Annotated in this window: 15 protein-coding genes and 2 pseudogenes; 13 read left to right on the plus strand and 4 right to left on the minus strand. The window is 65.5% G+C overall.

What is annotated here, in order from left to right; genetic code table 11:
* Positions 1–25: 25 nt before the first annotated feature.
* Positions 26–1,036 (minus strand): thiosulfate ABC transporter substrate-binding protein CysP, encoded by a 1,011-nt coding sequence (cysP, locus tag ACR80S_RS03185; RefSeq protein ID WP_435402553.1) that lies wholly within the window; start codon positions 1,034–1,036, stop codon positions 26–28.
* A 184-nt stretch (positions 1,037–1,220) separates the two neighbouring features.
* Here cysP and rpe point away from each other — a divergent pair, with 184 nt between their 5' ends.
* Positions 1,221–1,922, plus strand: a complete 702-nt coding sequence (rpe, locus tag ACR80S_RS03190) for a ribulose-phosphate 3-epimerase (RefSeq protein ID WP_435402554.1) — start codon at positions 1,221–1,223, stop codon at positions 1,920–1,922.
* 4 nt (positions 1,923–1,926) lie between these two features.
* Positions 1,927–2,232 carry a GIY-YIG nuclease family protein gene (locus ACR80S_RS03195; protein ID WP_435402555.1) on the plus strand — a complete coding sequence of 102 codons (306 nt, stop codon included), beginning with the start codon at positions 1,927–1,929 and terminating at the stop codon, positions 2,230–2,232.
* A 27-nt stretch (positions 2,233–2,259) separates the two neighbouring features.
* Here the strand turns inward: ACR80S_RS03195 and ACR80S_RS03200 are convergent, their stop codons facing one another.
* Positions 2,260–3,558: an NAD(P)/FAD-dependent oxidoreductase gene (locus ACR80S_RS03200; RefSeq protein ID WP_435400860.1), complete on the minus strand. Its 1,299-nt coding sequence runs from the start codon at positions 3,556–3,558 to the stop codon at positions 2,260–2,262.
* A 105-nt stretch (positions 3,559–3,663) separates the two neighbouring features.
* Between ACR80S_RS03200 and gph the strand changes: the two genes are divergently transcribed.
* From gph to ACR80S_RS03250, 10 genes and pseudogenes are all read left to right on the plus strand, one after another.
* Positions 3,664–4,470: a phosphoglycolate phosphatase gene (gene gph, locus ACR80S_RS03205; protein WP_435400861.1), complete on the plus strand. Its 807-nt coding sequence runs from the start codon at positions 3,664–3,666 to the stop codon at positions 4,468–4,470.
* Positions 4,471–4,744: 274 nt separating this feature from the next.
* On the plus strand, positions 4,745–6,232 hold the full coding sequence (gene trpE, locus ACR80S_RS03210) for an anthranilate synthase component I (RefSeq protein WP_435400885.1): 1,488 nt from the start codon (positions 4,745–4,747) through the stop codon (positions 6,230–6,232).
* A gap of 23 nt (positions 6,233–6,255) precedes the next feature.
* Positions 6,256–6,864, plus strand: a complete 609-nt coding sequence (locus tag ACR80S_RS03215; protein ID WP_435402556.1) for an anthranilate synthase component II — start codon at positions 6,256–6,258, stop codon at positions 6,862–6,864.
* Positions 6,865–6,880: 16 nt separating this feature from the next.
* Positions 6,881–7,906, plus strand: a complete 1,026-nt coding sequence (gene trpD, locus ACR80S_RS03220; RefSeq protein ID WP_435400886.1) for an anthranilate phosphoribosyltransferase — start codon at positions 6,881–6,883, stop codon at positions 7,904–7,906.
* Positions 7,907–7,973: 67 nt separating this feature from the next.
* Entirely contained in the window at positions 7,974–8,783 is an 810-nt protein-coding gene (trpC, locus tag ACR80S_RS03225; protein WP_435400863.1) for an indole-3-glycerol phosphate synthase TrpC, read from the plus strand.
* Positions 8,784–9,020: 237 nt separating this feature from the next.
* Positions 9,021–9,605, plus strand: coding sequence for an ion transporter (locus ACR80S_RS03230; RefSeq protein ID WP_435400864.1), 585 nt, complete (start codon positions 9,021–9,023; stop codon positions 9,603–9,605).
* Positions 9,606–9,708: 103 nt separating this feature from the next.
* Entirely contained in the window at positions 9,709–10,185 is a 477-nt protein-coding gene (locus ACR80S_RS03235; protein WP_435402557.1) for an ABC transporter ATP-binding protein, read from the plus strand.
* Between the two features lie 127 nt (positions 10,186–10,312).
* Positions 10,313–11,044 (plus strand): annotated as a pseudogene (locus ACR80S_RS03240) (ATP-binding cassette domain-containing protein); the annotation flags it as partial.
* Positions 11,045–11,124: 80 nt separating this feature from the next.
* Positions 11,125–11,256 (plus strand): annotated as a pseudogene (locus ACR80S_RS03245) (hypothetical protein); the annotation flags it as partial.
* A gap of 126 nt (positions 11,257–11,382) precedes the next feature.
* On the plus strand, positions 11,383–11,556 hold the full coding sequence (locus tag ACR80S_RS03250) for a hypothetical protein (protein WP_435402567.1): 174 nt from the start codon (positions 11,383–11,385) through the stop codon (positions 11,554–11,556).
* A 620-nt stretch (positions 11,557–12,176) separates the two neighbouring features.
* On the opposite strand, the gene ACR80S_RS03255 is transcribed toward ACR80S_RS03250, so the two are convergent.
* Complete coding sequence (locus ACR80S_RS03255) at positions 12,177–13,118, minus strand: carbon-nitrogen hydrolase family protein (RefSeq protein WP_435400865.1); 942 nt, start codon at positions 13,116–13,118, stop codon at positions 12,177–12,179.
* Positions 13,119–13,641: 523 nt separating this feature from the next.
* Positions 13,642–16,896, minus strand: a complete 3,255-nt coding sequence (locus tag ACR80S_RS03260; RefSeq protein ID WP_435400866.1) for an FAD-binding and (Fe-S)-binding domain-containing protein — start codon at positions 16,894–16,896, stop codon at positions 13,642–13,644.
* A gap of 197 nt (positions 16,897–17,093) precedes the next feature.
* On the opposite strand from ACR80S_RS03260, the gene serS reads away from it, so the two are divergent.
* Positions 17,094–18,371, plus strand: a complete 1,278-nt coding sequence (gene serS, locus ACR80S_RS03265; protein ID WP_435400867.1) for a serine--tRNA ligase — start codon at positions 17,094–17,096, stop codon at positions 18,369–18,371.
* Positions 18,372–18,437 lie beyond the last annotated feature (66 nt).

The following is an 18,437-nucleotide window of genomic DNA, read 5'->3' on the forward strand; positions in this document are numbered from 1 at the left end:
GATGGGTCTCCGAGAGGTCGGTGGCTCAGCGACGCTGCAGCTGGTCGAGCAGGCCGCCGTTGCCGAAGTGGGTCTCCATGGCCGCGTCCCAGCCCCCGAAGACGTCCTCGACGCGCAGCAGTTCGGTCTCGGGGAAGGCGTCGGCGAACTCCTCAGCCACTGCCTCGTGGTGCACGCGGTAGTTGAAGCCGGCCAAGGTACGCTGGGCCTCCTCGCTGTAGAGGTACTCCACGTAGGCCTGGGCCAGGTCCAGATTGCCGTTACGCTCGGCGTTGGGCTCGACCACGGCCACCGGGAACTCGGCCAGGATGCTCACCGGCGGCACGATCACCTCATAGTCGTCGCTGCCGTACTCGCCGCGGATGTTGTTGACCTCGGATTCGAAGCTGATCAGCACATCGCCTAGGCCGCGTTCGATAAAGCTCGTGGTGGCACCTCGGCCGCCGGTATCGAATACCGCCACGTTACGCAGGAAGGTGCGCATGAAGTCCTGGATCTGCTCCTCGTCACCCTCGAAGTGCTGGTCGGCAAAGCCCCAGGCGGCCAGGTAGGTGTAGCGGCCGTTGCCGGAGGTCTTGGGGTTGGGGAAGACCACGCCGACGTCCTCGCGAGCCAGGTCGTCCCAGCTCTCGATGCCCTTGGGGTTGTCCTTGCGCACGAGGAAGGCGGTGGTGGAGTAGTAGGGCGAGGCGTTGTTGGGCAGGGCGTCCTGCCACGCCTCGGCCACCAGGCCGCCGTCGGCCAGTACCTGCACGTCGGTGACCTGATTGAAGGTGACGACGTCGGCGCGCAGGCCCTGCAGGATGGCGCGGGCCTGGGCGGAGGAGCCGCCGTGGGACTGACTAACGGCAACCTCCTCGCCCTGCTGGGCCTGCCAGTGGGCGATGAAGTCGGGGTTGATCGCCGAGAACAGCTCCCGGGCGATGTCGTAGGAGGAGTTGAGCAGCTCGCGTTCGGCTGCTGTGGCCGGGCCGATGAGGCCGGCGCCGAGGGCAATGGCGAGCAGGGAGCGTTGGAAGAGGGGGCGCAGGATCATGGGTCACTCCGAAATTCATTGGCGTTGCCTAAAGGTTAAATGTCATCAATGGTAATTACAACGATATTTTTTATTCTATTATGAGCTAAGCCTCTGCACAGGGGGTATCGCCCCCCCGCGCTGCCCTGATCCGGCGGCTCTGATAGAATGTGCCCTCTTCGCAAGCGACCGCCTGGACCCTCCCATGACCGATGCGCCCCACGACTTCCTGATCGCTCCCTCGATCCTCTCTGCCGACTTCGCTCGGCTGGGTGAGGAGGTGGATGACGTCCTGGCCGCCGGTGCCGACATCGTCCACTTCGACGTGATGGACAACCACTATGTGCCCAATCTGACCATCGGGCCCATGGTCTGCGAGGCGCTGCGCAAGCATGGCGTCACGGCCCCCATCGACGTGCACCTGATGGTGCGTCCAGTGGATCGGCTGATCGGCGATTTCATCGACGCCGGGGCCAGCATCATCACCTTTCACCCCGAGGCCTCGGACCATGTCGACCGCTCCCTGCAGCTGATCCGCGACGGCGGCTGCCGGGCCGGCCTGGTGTTCAACCCGGCCACTCCGCTCTCTTATCTCGATTACGTGATGGACAAGGTCGACATGGTGCTGCTGATGAGCGTCAACCCCGGCTTCGGCGGCCAGTCCTTCATCCCGGGCACCCTGGACAAGCTGCGCGAGGCGCGCCGGCGCATCGACGCCTCGGGCCGTGACATTCGCCTGGAGATCGATGGCGGGGTGAAGGTGGAAAACATTGCCGAGATCGCCCACGCCGGCGCCGACACCTTCGTGGCCGGTTCGGCGGTGTTCAAGGCTCGCAACCCGGCGGACCCGCACTGCTACGACGGCGTGATCCGCGACTTTCGCGAGCAGCTGGCCGGTGTGCGCTGAGGCCTTGAGTGAATCGCGACCAGAGGCTGTGCTGCCGGTGTGGCAACTCTATCTGCTGGAGACGGCGGGAGGGGCGCTCTATACCGGCATCACCACCGACGTCGCGCGGCGCCTGGCCGAGCACGCCGCCGGCCGCGGCGCCAAGGCGCTGCGCGGGAAGGGGCCGCTCACGCTCAGGCACTGGGAGCCGGTGGGCAGCCGCGGCGAGGCGCTGCGGCTCGAGGCCTGTGTGAAGCGCCTCACGGCGTCGGACAAGCGCATTTGGCTGGCAGAGCGGATGGGTGGTTACGGTGTCAGTCTGACGAGGTGATAGCCGGGTCCAGATGCGACTCCTGGTTCAATGAAGTTTCATGCGTGGCTTCAGGAAGCGATTGATGCCATCCACCACCACGATGAGGCTCATCTTGAGGGTGCCGTGAATGGCCCGCTGGTGCATGCGGTAGAGCGAGGCGTAGAAGAACTTCGCCAGGTGCCCCTCGATGAACAGGCTGCGCGCCGAGGCGCCGCGCATCAGGCTGCCGACGGCCTCGAAGTGAGCCAGCGAGATCAGCGACCCCCGGTCCCGGTAGACGAAGGGCTTGAGTGGCCGGCCGTCCAATTGGGCCCGCAGGTTGCGATAGAGCGTCGAAACCTGCTGATGGGCCGCCTGGGCGCGAGGGGGTACCGTGCTACCGTCCTGCTGCGGACAGCTGGCACAGTCCCCCATGGCGAAGACATGGGGATCCTCCGTGCTCTGCAGGGTGTCGTGGACCTTGAGTCGGTGGTTGGATTCCGTCGGCAATCCCAGTTCCGAGAGGAAGGGGGGGGCCTTGATTCCGGCTGCCCAGACGCCCAGATCCGTGTCGATGCGCCCGCCATCGGAGGTATGGATCGCGGCGGCCTCCACCCGGGTCACGCGGGTGGAGGGATGGAGCCGCACGCCGAGGCCCTCCAGTTCCTGTTGGACCGCCTGGCTGATGCGCTCGGGCAGGGCCGGCAGGATCCGGGGGGCGGCCTCTATCAGGTGAACCTCAAGGTGGTCGCTGTCCAGGTGAGTGACGCCGTAGCTTTGCAGCATGCGTGACGCTTCATGGAGTTCCGCAGCGAGTTCCACCCCGGTGGCGCCGGCGCCGACGATACCCACCACCATGCGCGCATGCTCGCCCCGTTGCGGATTGTTGTAGCGCAGGAAAGTATTGAGCATGTCCCGGCGGAAGGCCTCGGCCTGCTGCGGGCTGTCGAGGAAGTGGCAGTGCTCGTCGACGCCTGGCGTGCCGAAGTCATTGCTGACACTGCCCAGCGCCAGGACCAGAAGGTCATACCCGAGCGAGCGTGAGGGCAGCACTTCGTTGCCCTCATCGTCGAGAACGGGAGCCAGGGTCAGGATGTGGGCATTGCGGTCGATATTACACAGGGTGCCGCGCTGAAAGCGGTAGCCGTGGGCGGCGGAGTGCCCCTGATAGGAAATCTCATCGAGCCCCGAGTCCAGCGCCCCGGTAGCGACCTCGTGCAGCAGAGGCTTCCAGATATGGGTAGCGTTGCGGTCGACAAGCACGATCTCGACTCGCTTGCGCTTGCCGAGCTTGCGCCCGAGACGGGTGACCAACTCGAGGCCGCCCGCACCACCACCGACCACCACAATTCTTGGCACGTCCATGGAACGACTCCAGAAAGAGGACAGGCCTACAGCATAAGTCCGTGCCGATTTCCTGCCCATGGCCTGTCCGGCATAATGTTCACCATAACGTCACCGAGAGGCAGCATGCACCCCATACTGAAAGATATCCGCCTGGTCACCTTCGACCTGGATGGCACCCTGATCGACTCGGTGCCCGACCTGGCGCTAGCCGCGGACGCCGCCCTGGTAGAGTTGGGCCTTCCGGCCGCCGGCGACGCCAGGGTGCGCGACTGGGTCGGCAACGGCTCGCTCAAGCTGATGGAGCGGGCGCTGCGCTATGCCACTACGGGTAGCGCTGATGCCGGCGAGGCTGATCCGGCGACAGCCCTGCGAGGGGGCGCTGTGCCCCCCTCCCTGGGCACTACCGATGCCATCCCTGGTATAGGATCCCCTCTTCGAACTGACCCCGGCGCCTCGCCTGCCACCAACGGTGAGGTCGATAATGGCTTGCTGGGGCGCGCCCACGCGGCCTTCCTCGAACACTACGGTCGCGACCCCGGTGCCCATACCCGGCTCTACCCCGGTGTGCGCGAATGCCTCGATGCCCTGCGCCGCCGCGGCCTGCCGCTCGCGCTGGTGACCAACAAACCCCATGCTTTCATCGCCCCGCTGCTGGAGGGGCTTGGCCTTGCCGACCACTTCGCGCTCTGCCTGGGCGGCGACAGCCTGCCCGAGAAGAAGCCCGACCCGGCGCCGCTGCGCCACGTGGCAGCCCACTTCGCGGTGTCGCCCGAGGCCTGCCTGATGGTGGGAGACTCCCGCCACGATATCGCCGCCGGTCGGGCGGCGGGCTTTCGCACCCTGGCGGTGCCCTACGGGTACAATCACGGCGAGCCGGTGCGCCAGAGCGGCCCGGATGGCGTGGTTGAATCGCTCGCGGAACTCGTTTAACGTGATTTCGGCTTAACGCTATAAGCGCGGCCTAATCAATATGTTATTGCTATAAGAAGCGGAAGCCTCTCGATGATCAGCCGCACCCTGTCGGATACCTGCTTTCCCTTCGGCGGCCACCCGGCCGCAGAGCCCCGTCAATCCCGCTCGCCTGTCCGCGGCGGCTGGCGATGGTGACGCTGTCCCCATGTTGAGCCGCGGTGTTGGCTCCTGATGAGCCTCGCCGCCCTGCGCCCCATCGCCAAACCCGTTATACCGAGGATTCCCGGGCATGATGACTCCCGAACGCTTCCGTGAGCTGGTCGACGCCGGCTACAACCGTATCCCGGTCACCCGCGAGGTGCTGGCCGATCTCGACACCCCGCTCTCCACCTACCTCAAGCTGGCCAACCGCCCCTGGTCCTTTCTGCTGGAATCCGTGCAGGGCGGCGAGAAGTGGGGACGCTACTCGATCATCGGTCTGCCCAGCCGCGAGCGCATCGAGGTGCGCGGCTTCACCGTCAGCCACTACGTGGACGATGCCCTGCAGGGTGCCGGCGAGGTGGAGGACCCGCTGGCCTGGATCGAGCAGTTCCAGGCGCGCTTCAAGGTGCCGCGCCTGGACGACCAGCCGCGCTTCGACGGCGGCCTGGTAGGCTACTTCGGCTACGACACCATCCGCTACATCGAGCCGCGCCTGCGCGGGGTGGAGAAGCCCGACCCCCTGGGCGTGCCCGACATCCTGTTGATGGTGTGCGACGAACTGGTGGTGTTTGACAACCTCTCCGGGCGGCTGGCGCTCTGGACCCACGCCGACCCCGCCGAGCCCGAGGCCTATCACCGCGCCATTCATCGCCTCGAGGAGCTGGAGATCCGCCTGCGCAGCGCCACCCTCAACACCATCAGCCCTGGCACCGGCGGCGCCGCGGTGGAGGAGGGCGACTTCACCTCCGGCTTCACCGAGGCGGGCTTCAAGGCCGCCGTGGAGACCATCAAGGAGTACGTGCTGGCCGGCGACGTGATGCAGTGCGTGCCCTCCCAGCGCATGTCGATTCCCTACCGCGCCGCCCCCCTTGACCTCTACCGGGCGCTGCGCAGCCTCAACCCGTCGCCCTACATGTTCTTCCTCGACCTGGGGGACCACCAGGTGGCCGGCTCCTCGCCGGAGATCCTCACTCGCCTGGAGGAGGGTGAGGTGACGGTGCGGCCCATCGCCGGCACCCGCAAGCGCGGGCGCAGCGAGGAGGAGGACCGGGCGCTGGAGGCGGAGCTGCTGGCCGACCCCAAGGAGCGCGCCGAGCACCTGATGCTGATCGATCTCGGGCGCAACGACGTGGGGCGCATCAGCGAGACCGGCTCGGTGAGGGTCACCGAAGAGATGACGGTGGAGCGTTACTCCCACGTCATGCATATCGTCTCCAACGTCACCGGCCGGCTCAAGCCGGGGCTCACTGCCATGGACGCCCTGCGCGCCACCTTCCCAGCGGGCACCGTCTCCGGCGCCCCCAAGATCCGGGCGCTGGAGATCATCGACGAGCTGGAGCCGGTCAAGCGCGGCATCTATTCCGGGGCCGTGGGCTATCTCTCCTGGCATGGCAACATGGACACCGCCATCGCCATCCGCACCGCGGTGATCAAGGACGGCCAGCTGCATGTCCAGGCCGGCGCCGGCATCGTCGCTGACTCGGTGCCCGAGATGGAGTGGCAGGAGACCCTCAACAAGGGGCGGGCGCTGTTCCGCGCCGTGGCCATGGCCGAGCGCGGCCTGGACAACCTCGAATAGCCATGGCGCCGGAGAGACGACCCATGAAAGTCTGCATGATCGACAATTACGACAGCTTCACCTTCAACGTGGTGCAGTATCTGGGCGAGCTGGGTGCCGAGGTGGAGACCCACCGCAACGACGCCATCACCCTCGAACAGATCGAGGCCATGGCACCCACGCACCTGGTGATCTCGCCGGGGCCCTGCACCCCCAACGAGGCGGGGGTCTCCATGGACGCCATTCGCCACTTCGCCGGCCGCCTGCCGGTTCTCGGCATCTGCCTGGGCCACCAGGCCATCGGCCAGGTCTATGGCGGCGAGGTGGTGCGCGCCCCCCAGGTGATGCACGGCAAGACCTCGGCCATCCGCCACGCAGGCCAGGGGGTGTTCGAGGGGCTCGATGACCCTCTCGAGGTGACACGCTACCACTCCCTGGTGGTGGCCCGCGACTCGCTGCCCGAGTGTCTGGAGGTGACCGCCTGGACCGATGACGACGACGTCACCCCGGGGTTGATCATGGGGCTGCGCCACCGGGAGCTCGACGTGGAGGGGGTGCAGTTCCACCCCGAGTCGATCCTGACCCGCCAGGGACACGAGCTGCTGGCCAACTTCCTGAAACGTCGCCCTCAAATGCCGCTGGGCCATGCCTGAGCCGAGGAGAACCATGATGCAGATGCGAGATGCCCTCGGCGCCCTGATGCGCCGCGAGAACCTGAATTTCGCCGAGACCCATGAGGTGATGCGCCAGATCATGACCGGGGAGACCGGCGACGCCCAGATCGCTGCCTTCCTGATGGGCATGGCCATGAAGGGCGAGACCGCCGAGGAGATCAGCGCCGCCGCCCAGGTGATGCGCGAGTTGATGAAGGCGGTGCAGTTGCCGGCCCGGCTCGAGAATGTGGTGGATATCGTCGGCACCGGCGGCGATGGCGCCAACCTCTTCAATGTCTCCACCGCGGCCAGCTTCGTGGTGGCGGCGGCCGGCGGCCATGTGGCCAAGCACGGCAACCGCGGGGTGTCGTCCTCCTCGGGCAGCGCCGATCTCTTCGCCGTGGCCGGCATCCACCTCGATCTCGACGCCGAGCAGGTGGCGCGTTGCATTTCCGAGGTGGGGGTGGGCTTCATGTTCGCCCCCAACCACCATCCGGCCATGCGCTACGCCGTGGGGCCACGCCGCGAGATGGGTGTGCGCACCCTGTTCAATATCCTCGGCCCCTTGACCAACCCGGCCGGGGCGGCCAATCAGGTGCTGGGGGTCTACGACCCGGCCCTGGTGCCGCTGATGGCCGATGTGTTGCGCCGCCTGGGCAGCCGCCACGTGCTGGTGGTCCACGCCGAGGATGGCCTGGACGAGATCTCGCTGGCCCAGCCGACCCTGGTGGCCGAGCTCAGGGAGGGCGAGGTCCACGAGTACGTGATCACCCCGGAGGAGTTGGGCATCGAGCGCCAGTCGTTGGACCCGCTGCGGGTGCAGTCCGCCGAGGACAGCTTGCGCCTGGTGGAGCAGGCCCTGGTCGGCGAAGGCCCCGCGGCGGATATCGTTGCCCTCAACGCCGGCGCGGCGCTCTATGTCTCGGGCGTGGCCGACAGCCTCAAGGAGGGGGTGGCCCTGGCCCAGGACGCCCAGGCCTCGAAGCTGCCCCTGGAGAAGCTCAGGGAACTGGCCAACTTCACCCGCGTCTTCCTGCAGTGAGCGCAGCCCCCTGCGTACCCTCTCGCTGCGCACCCACTTTTTGCGCACCCCTGTAAGGAGATAACCGATGAGCGCATCCCCGGGGGCGACCCCCACCATCCTGACCCGTATCCTCGAGCGCAAGGACGAGGAGGTGGCCGAGCGCTCCCGCGCCGTGTCCGAGGCCGAACTGCTGCGCCTGGCCGCCGAGCAGGGCGCCCCGCGGGGCTTCATCGCCGCGCTCGATCGGCGCATCGCCGAGGGCGACCCGGCGGTGATCGCCGAGGTCAAGAAGGCCTCCCCCTCCCGGGGGGTAATCCGCGAGGATTTCCGCCCCGGCGAGATCGCCGCCAGCTACGCCGCCGGCGGTGCGGCCTGCCTCTCGGTTCTCACCGACGCCGACTTCTTCCAGGGCCATGAGGACTGCCTGATCGAGGCCCGCGACGCCTGCGGCCTGCCGGTGATCCGCAAGGACTTCATTACCCACGGCTACCAGGTGAGTGAGGCCCGCGCCATCGGCGCCGACTGCATCCTGCTGATCGTCGCAGCCCTGGACGACGCGAGGATGGCCGACCTGCACCGCCAGGCCGTGGAACTCGGCATGGACGTGCTGGTGGAAGTCCACGACGCTCTGGAGCTCGAGCGGGCGCTGACGCTGGACCTCGCCTTGGTGGGCATCAACAACCGCGATCTGCACACCTTCGATACTCGCCTGGACACCACCCTGGAGCTGCTGCCGCGCATTCCGGCGGGCGTCACCGTGGTCACCGAGTCGGGCATCCATACCCGCGACGACGTGTTGCGCATGCGCGAATACGACGTCAACGCCTTCCTGGTGGGCGAGGCTTTCATGCGCGAGGCCGACCCCGGCGAGGCGCTCAGGCGGCTGTTCTTCTAAACGCATGGCCACCAGCAACACCGAAACGGGCAGCCCAAGCGGCACGTTTCAATCAGTCATCACGTCTCCCTGCACGCCAGAAACATGTCCATCTGTCGCGGCTCCGTTTGTCAGCGTACCGACGCAGGACTGACAGCAACCTAGGGTAGCGAAGAAGAAAAAAAGTCCAACATGTCACGCTAGCCATGATCACGCGCGTGCCAGCAGGCGGCCGTCCAGGGTAGCAGGAGGAAATCGATGCGACTGAAACTTGGCGCAGCGCTTGAAGAGTCGCTCAGCAATTACCTGACCTTTGCGGTCATCGTTGCCGCCCTATTGACGCTGCCGCTGACGATCGCTTTCATGATGGACGTGGAACACCCTGTAATCACAGTCGCCGATTGGCTGATCTGGACGGTGTTCGTGGTCGAATATGCATTCTACATGGCCATCTCGCAAGACCGCTGGCAAACCACGAAAGACAACTGGCTATCGGTATTGATCATCCTGTTTTCCTTCCCGCTGCTTCACGAGATACTCCAGTCCACTCGTCTGGTAAGACTTCTTCGCCCACTGCCGCTGCTGCGACAATCGGCCCTACTTAGCCAGATAGAGCTTTTCCGCCTGTCCAACGTCCGCAACGCTGGCGGCAAGGCGGCGATGACAGCGGCCAAGGAGAAACTGGGGAAGGAACACTGGGCTGTCCGCTTCATCGTTCGCGTCGAGTACTATCGTTCACGCGTCATTACGGCGCTGCTGAAATTCGTGCCCTTCGTAAAGTCCAGCACCATTCGCAAGCGGCGTCATGAGGAGCGCGAGAAGAGCCAGGACATGAGTGAGTAGCCGGCCAGCTGTCTGGTGTGTCACTTTTATTGCCCAGTGACAGCGCTATTCCTCGCCCGAATTTCTGCACCTGCCAGCCGCCCTCTAGACAACCGGTAATGTGATGTTCCGCTTCTTCGAAACACTGGTGAACCCCTACCCAGCCGGCGAGCCCGAGACGCCGCCACGCGGGCTGGGGGCATTCATCCTGCACTTTTCACGTCCGGTGCTGCCGCTGCTGATTGTCATGTCGCTGCTCACCGCGCTGGTGTCGGCCGTCGAGGTGCTGTTCTTCTGCTACATGGGCGAGCTGGTCGACTGGCTGGCGACGGCCGAGCGCGAAGGCTTCTTTGCCGAGTATGGCTGGCGCCTGGCCGGTATGGCTGCGCTGGTGGTGATCGGCCTGCCGCTGCTGACGCTGCTGCAGTCGTTGATCATCCACCAGAGCATCTTCGGCAACTATCCGATGATCGGCCGCTGGATGGCGCACCGTCATATGCTCGTCCAGAGCATGGCGTTCTACCAGGACGAGTTCGCCGGCCGGGTCTCCCAGAAGGTGATGCAGACGGCGCTGGCGATTCGCGAGACGGTGATGAATTGATGACCTAATGGTCTATGTGGTCGTCTACTTCATTGGCGCCATGCTGCTGATGGGCAGCGCCGAGCCATAGCCATGGCTGATGCTGCCGCTGGTGGCCTGGCTGGTTGGCTATATCGCGATCATGAAGATGTTCGTGCCGCGCCTGCGTCAGTTCTCCATGGAGCAGGCCGACGCCCGGGCGCGGATGGCCGGGCGCATCGTCGACAGCTACAGCAATATCCAGACCATCAAGCTGTTTGCCGATACCCAGCGCGAGCAGCACTTCGCCCGGGATGCCATGGAGGGCTACATGGACACGGTGAACCGCCAGATGCGCCTGGCCACCAAGCTGACGGTGAGCCTGACGCTGCTCAATTCGTTGTTGTTGGCCGGGGTGCTGGCCATCGCCATTGGCGCCTGGTACCTGCAGGCGGTGTCGCTCGGGGTGATCACCGTGGCCATCGCCCTGGTGATGCGAATCCACTTCATGTCCAACTGGATCCTGTGGGAGGTGGCGGGGCTGTTCGAGAACATCGGCACCGTGCAGGACGGCATCAACACCATCGCCCGCGAGCCTGAGGTCCGAGACGCGCCGGATGCCCGAGCGCTGGAGGTAACGAACGGCGAGATCCGCTCCGATGCTCTGCGCTTTGGCTATGCGCGGCCGGACGGCGAGGCCCAGCGGGTCTTCGATGGCATGAGCCTGACCATCGCGCCGGGGGAGAAGGTCGGGGTGATCGGCCGTTCGGGGGCAAGCAAGTCGACCCTGGCCAACCTGCTGCTGCGCTTCTACGACCTGGAGGGTGGTCGGATCCTGATCGTCGATCAGGATATCGCCGGCGTGACCCAGACCTCGCTGCGCCAGCAGATCGGCATGGTGACTCAGGACACCTCGCTGCTGCATCGCTCGCTGAGCGACAACATCCGCTACGGCAGTCCACACGCCAGCGAAGCGGCAATATGGGAGGCGGTGCGGCGCGCCACGCCGACAGCTTCATCGATGACCTGGTCGACGCGCAGGGACGGCGCGGGCTGGATACCCTCGTCGGCGAGCGCGGGGTCAAGCTCTCCGGCGGCCAGCGCCAGCGCATCGCGAACGCCCGGGTGCTGCTCAAGAACGCGCCGATCCTGGTGCTCGACGAAGCCACCTCGGCGCTCGACTCCGAGACGGAGGCGGCGATTCAGGAGCAGCTCTGTACACTGATGGAGTGTAAGACGGTGATCGCCATCGCCCACCGGCTGTCGACCATTGCCATGCTCGACCGGCTGGTGGTGATCGATGAGGGGCTCATCGTCGAGACTGGCACCCACGGCGAACTGCTGGCCCAGGATGGGCTCTATGCCGCGCTTTGGCGTCGCCAGTCGGGGGGGCTTTCTGGGCGTGAATCTTGACGGCGAGACGGCGCTCAGCCCGACTAAACGCCGCCAGCGTGACGTCCTCCCGCAGCCGTTCTAGGCCAGCAAACCTGGCCAGCCGCGGCTAGAAGCTCAACTCCAGCCCGGCATGGAAGGTGCGGCCTGCCGCCGGCTCGAAGTAGCGCCCGCAGTTGGCGTTGATGCGCACGTTTGCGAAGTGGGTCTCGTCGAGGAGGTTGCGCACCCCCAGGTGGGTGCCTCGCGCCCCAGGCTGCTGGCCCTGTTGGATATCGCCCCGGGTCAGGGCGGAGACGGCGGCCGACGTGTCATAAAGGCTGCGTTACAGTCGCGGCGCGCTGATGGTGATGGTGGGCAGGGCGTCGGCCCCGTCGCTGGAGGCCTCGGGTGCCTGAGCGTCAGCCAGTGCGGCTGGGCCCAGGGCCAACAGCAGAGGCAGGCGAGATCCAGGTATGATGACTCCAGGGCGCCCACCGCTGGATATCCCCCTGTGGGCACTGACGCCGCCGAATCCGCTGGCGCGGCGCAGCACGTCCTAAAGTGACAGAGCTTGCTTCGGGGGTGAATCTCACCCTGTCGGCCTTTCTGGAGGACGAATCGGGTCTTGCCATGACATCCATTCCTTTCCGGTCATCAACTCAGGAGTCGATAAACATGGCCGGAGCCTGGCGCGTGCGATTCACCGTCAGTGAGAAGATATCCGGCCGGCCATAGTGGCCGGCCACGTCGAGGGAGCGTCGCGCCCTATGGGCCGTCTCGATATCGATATCGGCGTAGAGGATCCCCTTCTCCCGATTCAACGGGCCTGCCGAGATATCACCGGAAGGAGCAATGACCACGGCGTTTCCTACGTTGATCCACTCTTCCGGTGAATAGAGCTTGTCACGCTCGGGAAAGGTGTCGGGAATATCGCTGCCCTGGATGGCGGTGGCAGTTCCGATGACCCAGCATCCACCTTCCCTGGCGATGTGACGCAGTGTGACCAGACAGGCGTCGCTGGAGTCCCAGGTGGGGTTGATGAAGATCTCCATGGCCTGGCTGTAAAGGGCATGGCGTGCCAGTGGCATGTAGCACTCCCAGCAGATCAGGCTCCCGATCCGGCCGGCGGGGGAGGCGACCACATTCAACCCGCTGCCATCGCCCATGCCCCACACCATGCGTTCGGGGTTTGTCGGCATCAGCTTGCGGTGACGATTGAGAAGGGTGCCATCCGGTCCGATCACCACGACGCTATTGAACAGAGTCGTGCCGCTGTAGCGACTGTCGAGCTCGGTGATGCCGACCACCAGCGTCACGGAGTGGCGGGCCGCCGCATCCTGAAGGGGGGTGAGGTGGTCTGCATTCAGGTCGACGGCATTTACGCGAAGTCGAGCATGAAGCTCGCTGGAAAGTGCCATGTCGCCGCCTGGCTTCAAGCGCCAGATCCAGGTCGGGTAGCCGGGAATATAGGCTTCCGGAAAGACCAGAAGGGTTGCCCCTGCCGATGCTGCCTCGTCGATGCTCTCGAGCATTACTTCGATGGTGGCGTCGCGCTGTAGCATTACCGGTGGTGTCTGAATGACTGCGATCTTCGTGACCATGACGGCTTTCCTCGTGCATGGTGCGGGAAGGCGTAGGCCACCGGTCGGTGACACATCGCCATGGAAGCCTGCGCCATCACTGTCTCAGGCGCAGAGCCTGATCAAGAAAATGGCACTCAGTCCAATAATACGGTCTGCTTGACCTGTAAGTGAGGGTAGCGACCCGCCGATGCGGGGAGCGCAAGACGTCGCGACGGAAGGGGACGGCGTTCTACCACTCGGGCGATGGAGCTCATATCTGGCATTGACCCACTGTAGCGCACCGCTTTGGAGTATGTTTTCAGTATAGGTAGATGTATCGCCCATCGATTGATGTTTGTTCGTCTTGTGGGTATCGACTGCATGGGCCGAGCTTCGGTGCCCCCGTGATCGAAAAGCAACGGCAACCCCATCACTTCCCAGCTGACATGGGGCATGGTGATGATGGGGAAGAATGAAAAACGTGTTACGAAGGAGGACATTGAACCCTCCGACGATACATCCGTGGATCGAATCGCAGAATGCAACGGATTTTGTTCAAGGCTCAGCCGGCGCGGCGCAGCACCTCAAGCAACCCCTGTAGCGGGTGGGGCAGGGCGGCATCAGACAAGCGTTTGGCCTGGCTGCGACAGGAGTAGCCGGTGGCCAGGAGTTTTCCCGCGTTGGCCTCGTCCTCCACCACGGGCTGCCACGACTGGGCGTAGATGGTCTTGGAGGTCTCCAGGTTGCGTGCCTCATGGCCATAGGTGCCGGACATGCCGCAGCAGCCGGTGGTGACCAGCGAAAGCTCCAGGCCGAAGGTGGCAAACACCTGCTGCCACGCCTTGGGGCTGCCCGGGGCGTTGGTGGACTCGGTGCAGTGGGAGAGCAGCTTGAAGCCGGGGTCATCCAGGCTCAGGCCGGTGGAGGAGAGGTGGCTCGCCAGAGTTTGTGAGCGAGCCACCAGCCACTCCTGCAGCATCAGCACCTCGGGGGTGGCGTCTGGCCCCAGCGCCTTCACATACTCTTGGCGGTAGGTCAGGGTCATGGCCGGATCGATGCCCACCAGGGGCACACCAAAATCGGCCAGCGTCCAGAGCCGCTTCGCCTGTTTAATAGCGGTGCGCTCGAAGGCGCCCAGGAAGCCCTGCACCTGCAGCGGCTTGCCGTTGGGCGAGAAGGGCGCCACGAAGACCCGCACGTCGAGCCGGCTGAGCAGCTCAACGATATCCATCACCAGCTTCGCCTCGAAGTGGCTGGTGAAGGCGTCCTGCACGAGCACCACGCTGCGCGCCTTCTGCGCCTCGGTGAGCAGACCCAGCGAGATCGGCGTTGCCTGGGCCACGCCCCAGGCGGCCAGCTGCTTCGTCAGGCTGGCGCGGGAGAGCCGCGGGCTGTCCACCAGGCCAACAGGGCCGGAGAGCAGGCGGTCCACCAGGCGGTTGCCGATAAGGGCGTTGTAGGCAGGGGCGATGCGCGAGAGGGTGGGCAGGAGGAACTCGGTGGTGCCGACTACGTAGTCGCGCAGCGGACGCAGGTAGCGGCCGTGGTAGACCTCCAGGAACTGCGAGCGGGAATCGGGCACGTTGACCTTCACCGGGCACTGGCCGGCGCAGGCCTTGCAGGCGAGACACCCCGCCATGGCGTCGTAGACCTCGTGGGAAAAGTCCGCTTCGCGCCGTTGGCGCAGGGTGTTGAGGGTGCGTGTCGGGAAGCTCTTCACGAAGCCCCAGGTACCCTCTGCCTTCTTCCTGCGCGATTCCTCAATGAGGTCGATGTCGGCCTCGCCCTGCAGGCGTAGCCACTCGCGGATCAGGCTGGCGCGTCCCTTGGGGGAGTGGATGCGGTCGCGGGTGGCCTTCCACGACGGGCACATGGCGTCATCGGGGTCAAAGTTGTAGCAGGCGCCGTTGCCGTTGCAGTAGACGGTGGCGGCATGGGCTTGCCACACCCGCTCGTCGATGGTGCGGTCGAGCTGGCCGCGGGTGGGCACGCCGTCGATGGTCAGCAGCCCCGGATCGACCCGCTTTACCGCCTTCGCTTGGGTGGTGGCAATGGTGTTAGGCGCCTTACCCGCGGTTTCGGGCGGGCTGGAATAAGCCGCGGCTTCGGGCGGGCTCCCCACGGGGTCGGGTGGGGTATAAGAGGAAATCGGCGTGGCGATCTTGCCGGGATTGAGCTGGTTGTGGGGGTCGAAGGCAGCCTTGACTCGCTGAAGGCTGGGGTAGAGCTCGCCGAAGAACGTCGGGGAGTACTCCGAGCGCACCCCCTTGCCGTGCTCGCCCCACAGCAGGCCACCGTACTTCTTCGTCAGCTCGACCACCTCGTCGGAGACCTCGCGGATCAGTCGCTCCTGGGCCGGGTCCTTCATGTCGATGGCCGGGCGTACGTGGAGCACCCCGGCATCCACGTGGCCGAACATGCCGTACTCGAGGCCGCGGGCATCCAGGGCGGCGCGGAACTCGGCAATGAAGTCGGCCAGGTGCTCCGGGGGCACCGCGGTGTCCTCCACGAAGGGGATCGGGCGCTTCTCGCCCTTGGCATCAACCTTGGCATTGCCCAGCAGGCCCACGGCGCGCTTGCGCATGGCGTAGACCCGCTGGATCTGTGGCCGGCCCTCCGCCAGGGTGAAGCCCAGGCGCTGGACGCTCGCGTCCGCCTCGAGATGGTGGCAGAAAGCCGCGACCCGCTCGGTGAGCCGCTCGGGGTCGTCGTCGTTGAACTCCACCAGGTTGATGCCGCGGACGGGCGTCTCGCCGTCCGCCGGAAAGAACTCCGCCACGCTGTCCCAGACGAAGTCGTCCATCGCGAGCATCAGCACGGTGTCGTCCACCGTTTCGATAGAGGTAGGTTGCGCCTGCGGCTGGGTTTGTGAAGAGCTGCCGCTGGCCATTAGGGCCTTGGCATCGCGCAGGGCATCCATGAAGCCGGCGTAGCGCACGTTGACCAGGGTGGAATGCCTGGGGATAGGCAGCACGTTGAGCACCGCCTCGTTGAGAAACCCCAGCGAGCCTTCGGAGCCGCACAGCAGGCTGTTGATATCGAGCCGGCTCTGGTCGTCGCGCAGATGCGCGAGATCATAGCCTGTCAGGCAGCGGTTCAGGGGCGGGAAGGTGGTGGTAATCAGCTCCCCCTGGGTGTCGATGATCTCCCGTGCAGTGCGGTAGGCGCGGCCGGTGGCGTCGTCTCGTGTACAGAGTGTCGCCAGTTCGCCCTCCTCCACGGGGCGGCTCTCGAGCCGCTCGCCGCCCAGCAGCACGGTGTCGAGCGCCAGCACGTGGTTGCGCGTCTTGCCGTACTCGCAGCTTCCCTGGCCGCTGGCGTCGGTTGCAATCATGCCGCCGATGGTGGCGCGGTTGGAGGTGGAGAGGTCCGGGGCGAAGAATAGCCCGTGGGGTTTCAGCGCGGCATTGAGCTGATCCTTGACCACCCCGACCTGGACCCGAACCCGGCGATTCTCCACGTCGATCTCGAGGATCCGGTTCATGTGACGGGAGACATCCACCACCAGGCCGTCGGTTAGCGACTGGCCGTTGGTGCCGGTGCCGCCGCCGCGGGGGGTCAGCACGATCCGGCGATGCTCGACCTGGCCGGCGAGGTGGGCGATACGCTCGAGATCCTCGGCGTGCCTCGGGTAGAGCGCCGCCTGGGGCAGGCGCTGGTAGATGGAGTTGTCGGTGGCGAGTACCGTGCGAGCGGCGTAGTCCGGGGCCATCTCACCCTCGAAGCCGGCCGCCTTGAGAGCCTCGAGAAAGCGCAGGTAGGGCGAGGCAAGCCCCGGCGTGGTGACGGCGTCGGCGGTGTCCAATCGTGCGATCATGGCGCTCTGTCGTAGGGAGGTAGGGAGTGCGGCTACTTTACCGCGTCAGGGTGGTGGGGCGCATCCCGCGGGGCCTCTCCAGGATGGGGTCGGGTCCTGGCGCGTGGCGCCTCTGCGGCCTTTTGCCTACAATGGTCGCCCTGCTTGACCGCTTGTGACCTTCAATCTCTCTCACCGACTGCAACGGACCGGATGCCATGCTCGATCCTAAACTGCTGCGCAGCGACCTCGATGGGGTCGCCCAACGACTGGCCAAGCGAGGCTTCGCTCTCGACACCGACCGTCTCGAGGCGCTGGAGTCCCGGCGTCGTGAGCTGCAGGCCGAGACCGAGTCCCTGCAGAACGAGCGCAACACCCGCTCCAAGGCGATCGGCAAGGCCAAGGCGGCGGGCGAGGATATCCAGCCGCTGCTCGATGAGGTCTCCGACTTGGGCGATCGCCTCGACGCTGCCAAGGTGCGCCTGGCCGAGGTGCAGGCCGAATGGGATGACGTTGTCAGCGGCCTGCCCAACCTGCCCCAAGAGAGCGTGCCTGAAGGCAGGGATGAGAGCGACAATATTGAACTGCACCGCTGGGGCACGCCCCGCGAGCTGGATTTCGAGGCGCGCGACCATGTCGATCTCGGTGCGCTGAAGGGCGACCTGGACTTCGAGCTAGCCGTCAAGCTGACCGGGGCGCGCTTTGCGGTGATGCGCGGCCCCATTGCCCGTCTGCATCGCGCCCTGACCCAGTTCATGCTGGACAAGCAGACCCTCGAGCATGGCTATGAGGAGTGCTACGTCCCCTATATGGTCAACGAGGCGTCGCTGTACGGCACCGGCCAGTTGCCCAAGTTCGGCGAGGATCTCTTCCGCCTCGACGACGAGCGCGGCTACCACCTGATTCCTACCGCCGAGGTGCCGCTGACCAACTTCGCGCGTGACAAGATCCTGCCCTACAAGGCGCTGCCGGTGAAGCTCACCGCCCATACGCCCTGTTTTCGCAGCGAAGCGGGCTCTCACGGTCGCGACACCCGCGGCATGATCCGTCAGCACCAGTTCGACAAGGTGGAGATGGTGCAGATGGTCGAGCCCGAGCAGAGCTATGCGGCGCTGGAGGAGATGCGCGGCCATGCCGAAGCGATCCTGCAGGCGCTCGAGCTGCCCTATCGGGTGGTGACCCTGTGCACCGGCGACATGGGCTTCGGCGCCGCCAAGACCTACGACCTGGAAGTGTGGCTGCCCAGCCAGGAGACCTATCGCGAGATCTCCTCGGTCTCCAACTGCGAGGATTTTCAGGCGCGGCGCATGCAGGCGCGCTTCCGCCATCCCGAGCAGAAGAAGCCGCAGCTGCTGCATACCCTCAACGGCTCCGGCCTGGCGGTGGGGCGTTGTCTGATCGCGGTGATGGAGAACCACCAGAACGCCGACGGTTCCATCACCGTGCCCGAGGCGCTGCGGCCCTATATGGGCGGTGTCGAGACCATCAACGCCTGAGGCGGTAATCGCAGCTATTAGCTTGAACGCTTTAGCTTGAATACGAACAACCCCCATCTGGACCTG

The sequence above is a fragment of the Halomonas salsilacus genome, from assembly GCF_051216275.1.
GTDB lineage: Bacteria > Pseudomonadota > Gammaproteobacteria > Pseudomonadales > Halomonadaceae > Halomonas.

What these genes read in the sequence shown, in the direction of transcription:
- gph (WP_435400861.1), top strand. Translation starts at nt 3,664, where the DNA reads ATGCACCCCATACTGAAAGATATCCGCCTGGTCACCTTCGACCTGGAT.
- rpe (WP_435402554.1), top strand. Translation starts at nt 1,221, where the DNA reads ATGACCGATGCGCCCCACGACTTCCTGATCGCTCCCTCGATCCTCTCT.
- trpE (WP_435400885.1), top strand. Translation starts at nt 4,745, where the DNA reads ATGACTCCCGAACGCTTCCGTGAGCTGGTCGACGCCGGCTACAACCGT.
- ACR80S_RS03255 (WP_435400865.1), bottom strand. Translation starts at nt 13,118, where the DNA reads ATGGTCACGAAGATCGCAGTCATTCAGACACCACCGGTAATGCTACAG.
- serS (WP_435400867.1), top strand. Translation starts at nt 17,094, where the DNA reads ATGCTCGATCCTAAACTGCTGCGCAGCGACCTCGATGGGGTCGCCCAA.
- ACR80S_RS03230 (WP_435400864.1), top strand. Translation starts at nt 9,021, where the DNA reads ATGCGACTGAAACTTGGCGCAGCGCTTGAAGAGTCGCTCAGCAATTAC.
- cysP (WP_435402553.1), bottom strand. Translation starts at nt 1,036, where the DNA reads ATGATCCTGCGCCCCCTCTTCCAACGCTCCCTGCTCGCCATTGCCCTC.
- ACR80S_RS03200 (WP_435400860.1), bottom strand. Translation starts at nt 3,558, where the DNA reads ATGGACGTGCCAAGAATTGTGGTGGTCGGTGGTGGTGCGGGCGGCCTC.
- ACR80S_RS03235 (WP_435402557.1), top strand. Translation starts at nt 9,709, where the DNA reads ATGTTCCGCTTCTTCGAAACACTGGTGAACCCCTACCCAGCCGGCGAG.
- trpC (WP_435400863.1), top strand. Translation starts at nt 7,974, where the DNA reads ATGAGCGCATCCCCGGGGGCGACCCCCACCATCCTGACCCGTATCCTC.
- ACR80S_RS03260 (WP_435400866.1), bottom strand. Translation starts at nt 16,896, where the DNA reads ATGATCGCACGATTGGACACCGCCGACGCCGTCACCACGCCGGGGCTT.
- trpD (WP_435400886.1), top strand. Translation starts at nt 6,881, where the DNA reads ATGCAGATGCGAGATGCCCTCGGCGCCCTGATGCGCCGCGAGAACCTG.
- ACR80S_RS03215 (WP_435402556.1), top strand. Translation starts at nt 6,256, where the DNA reads ATGAAAGTCTGCATGATCGACAATTACGACAGCTTCACCTTCAACGTG.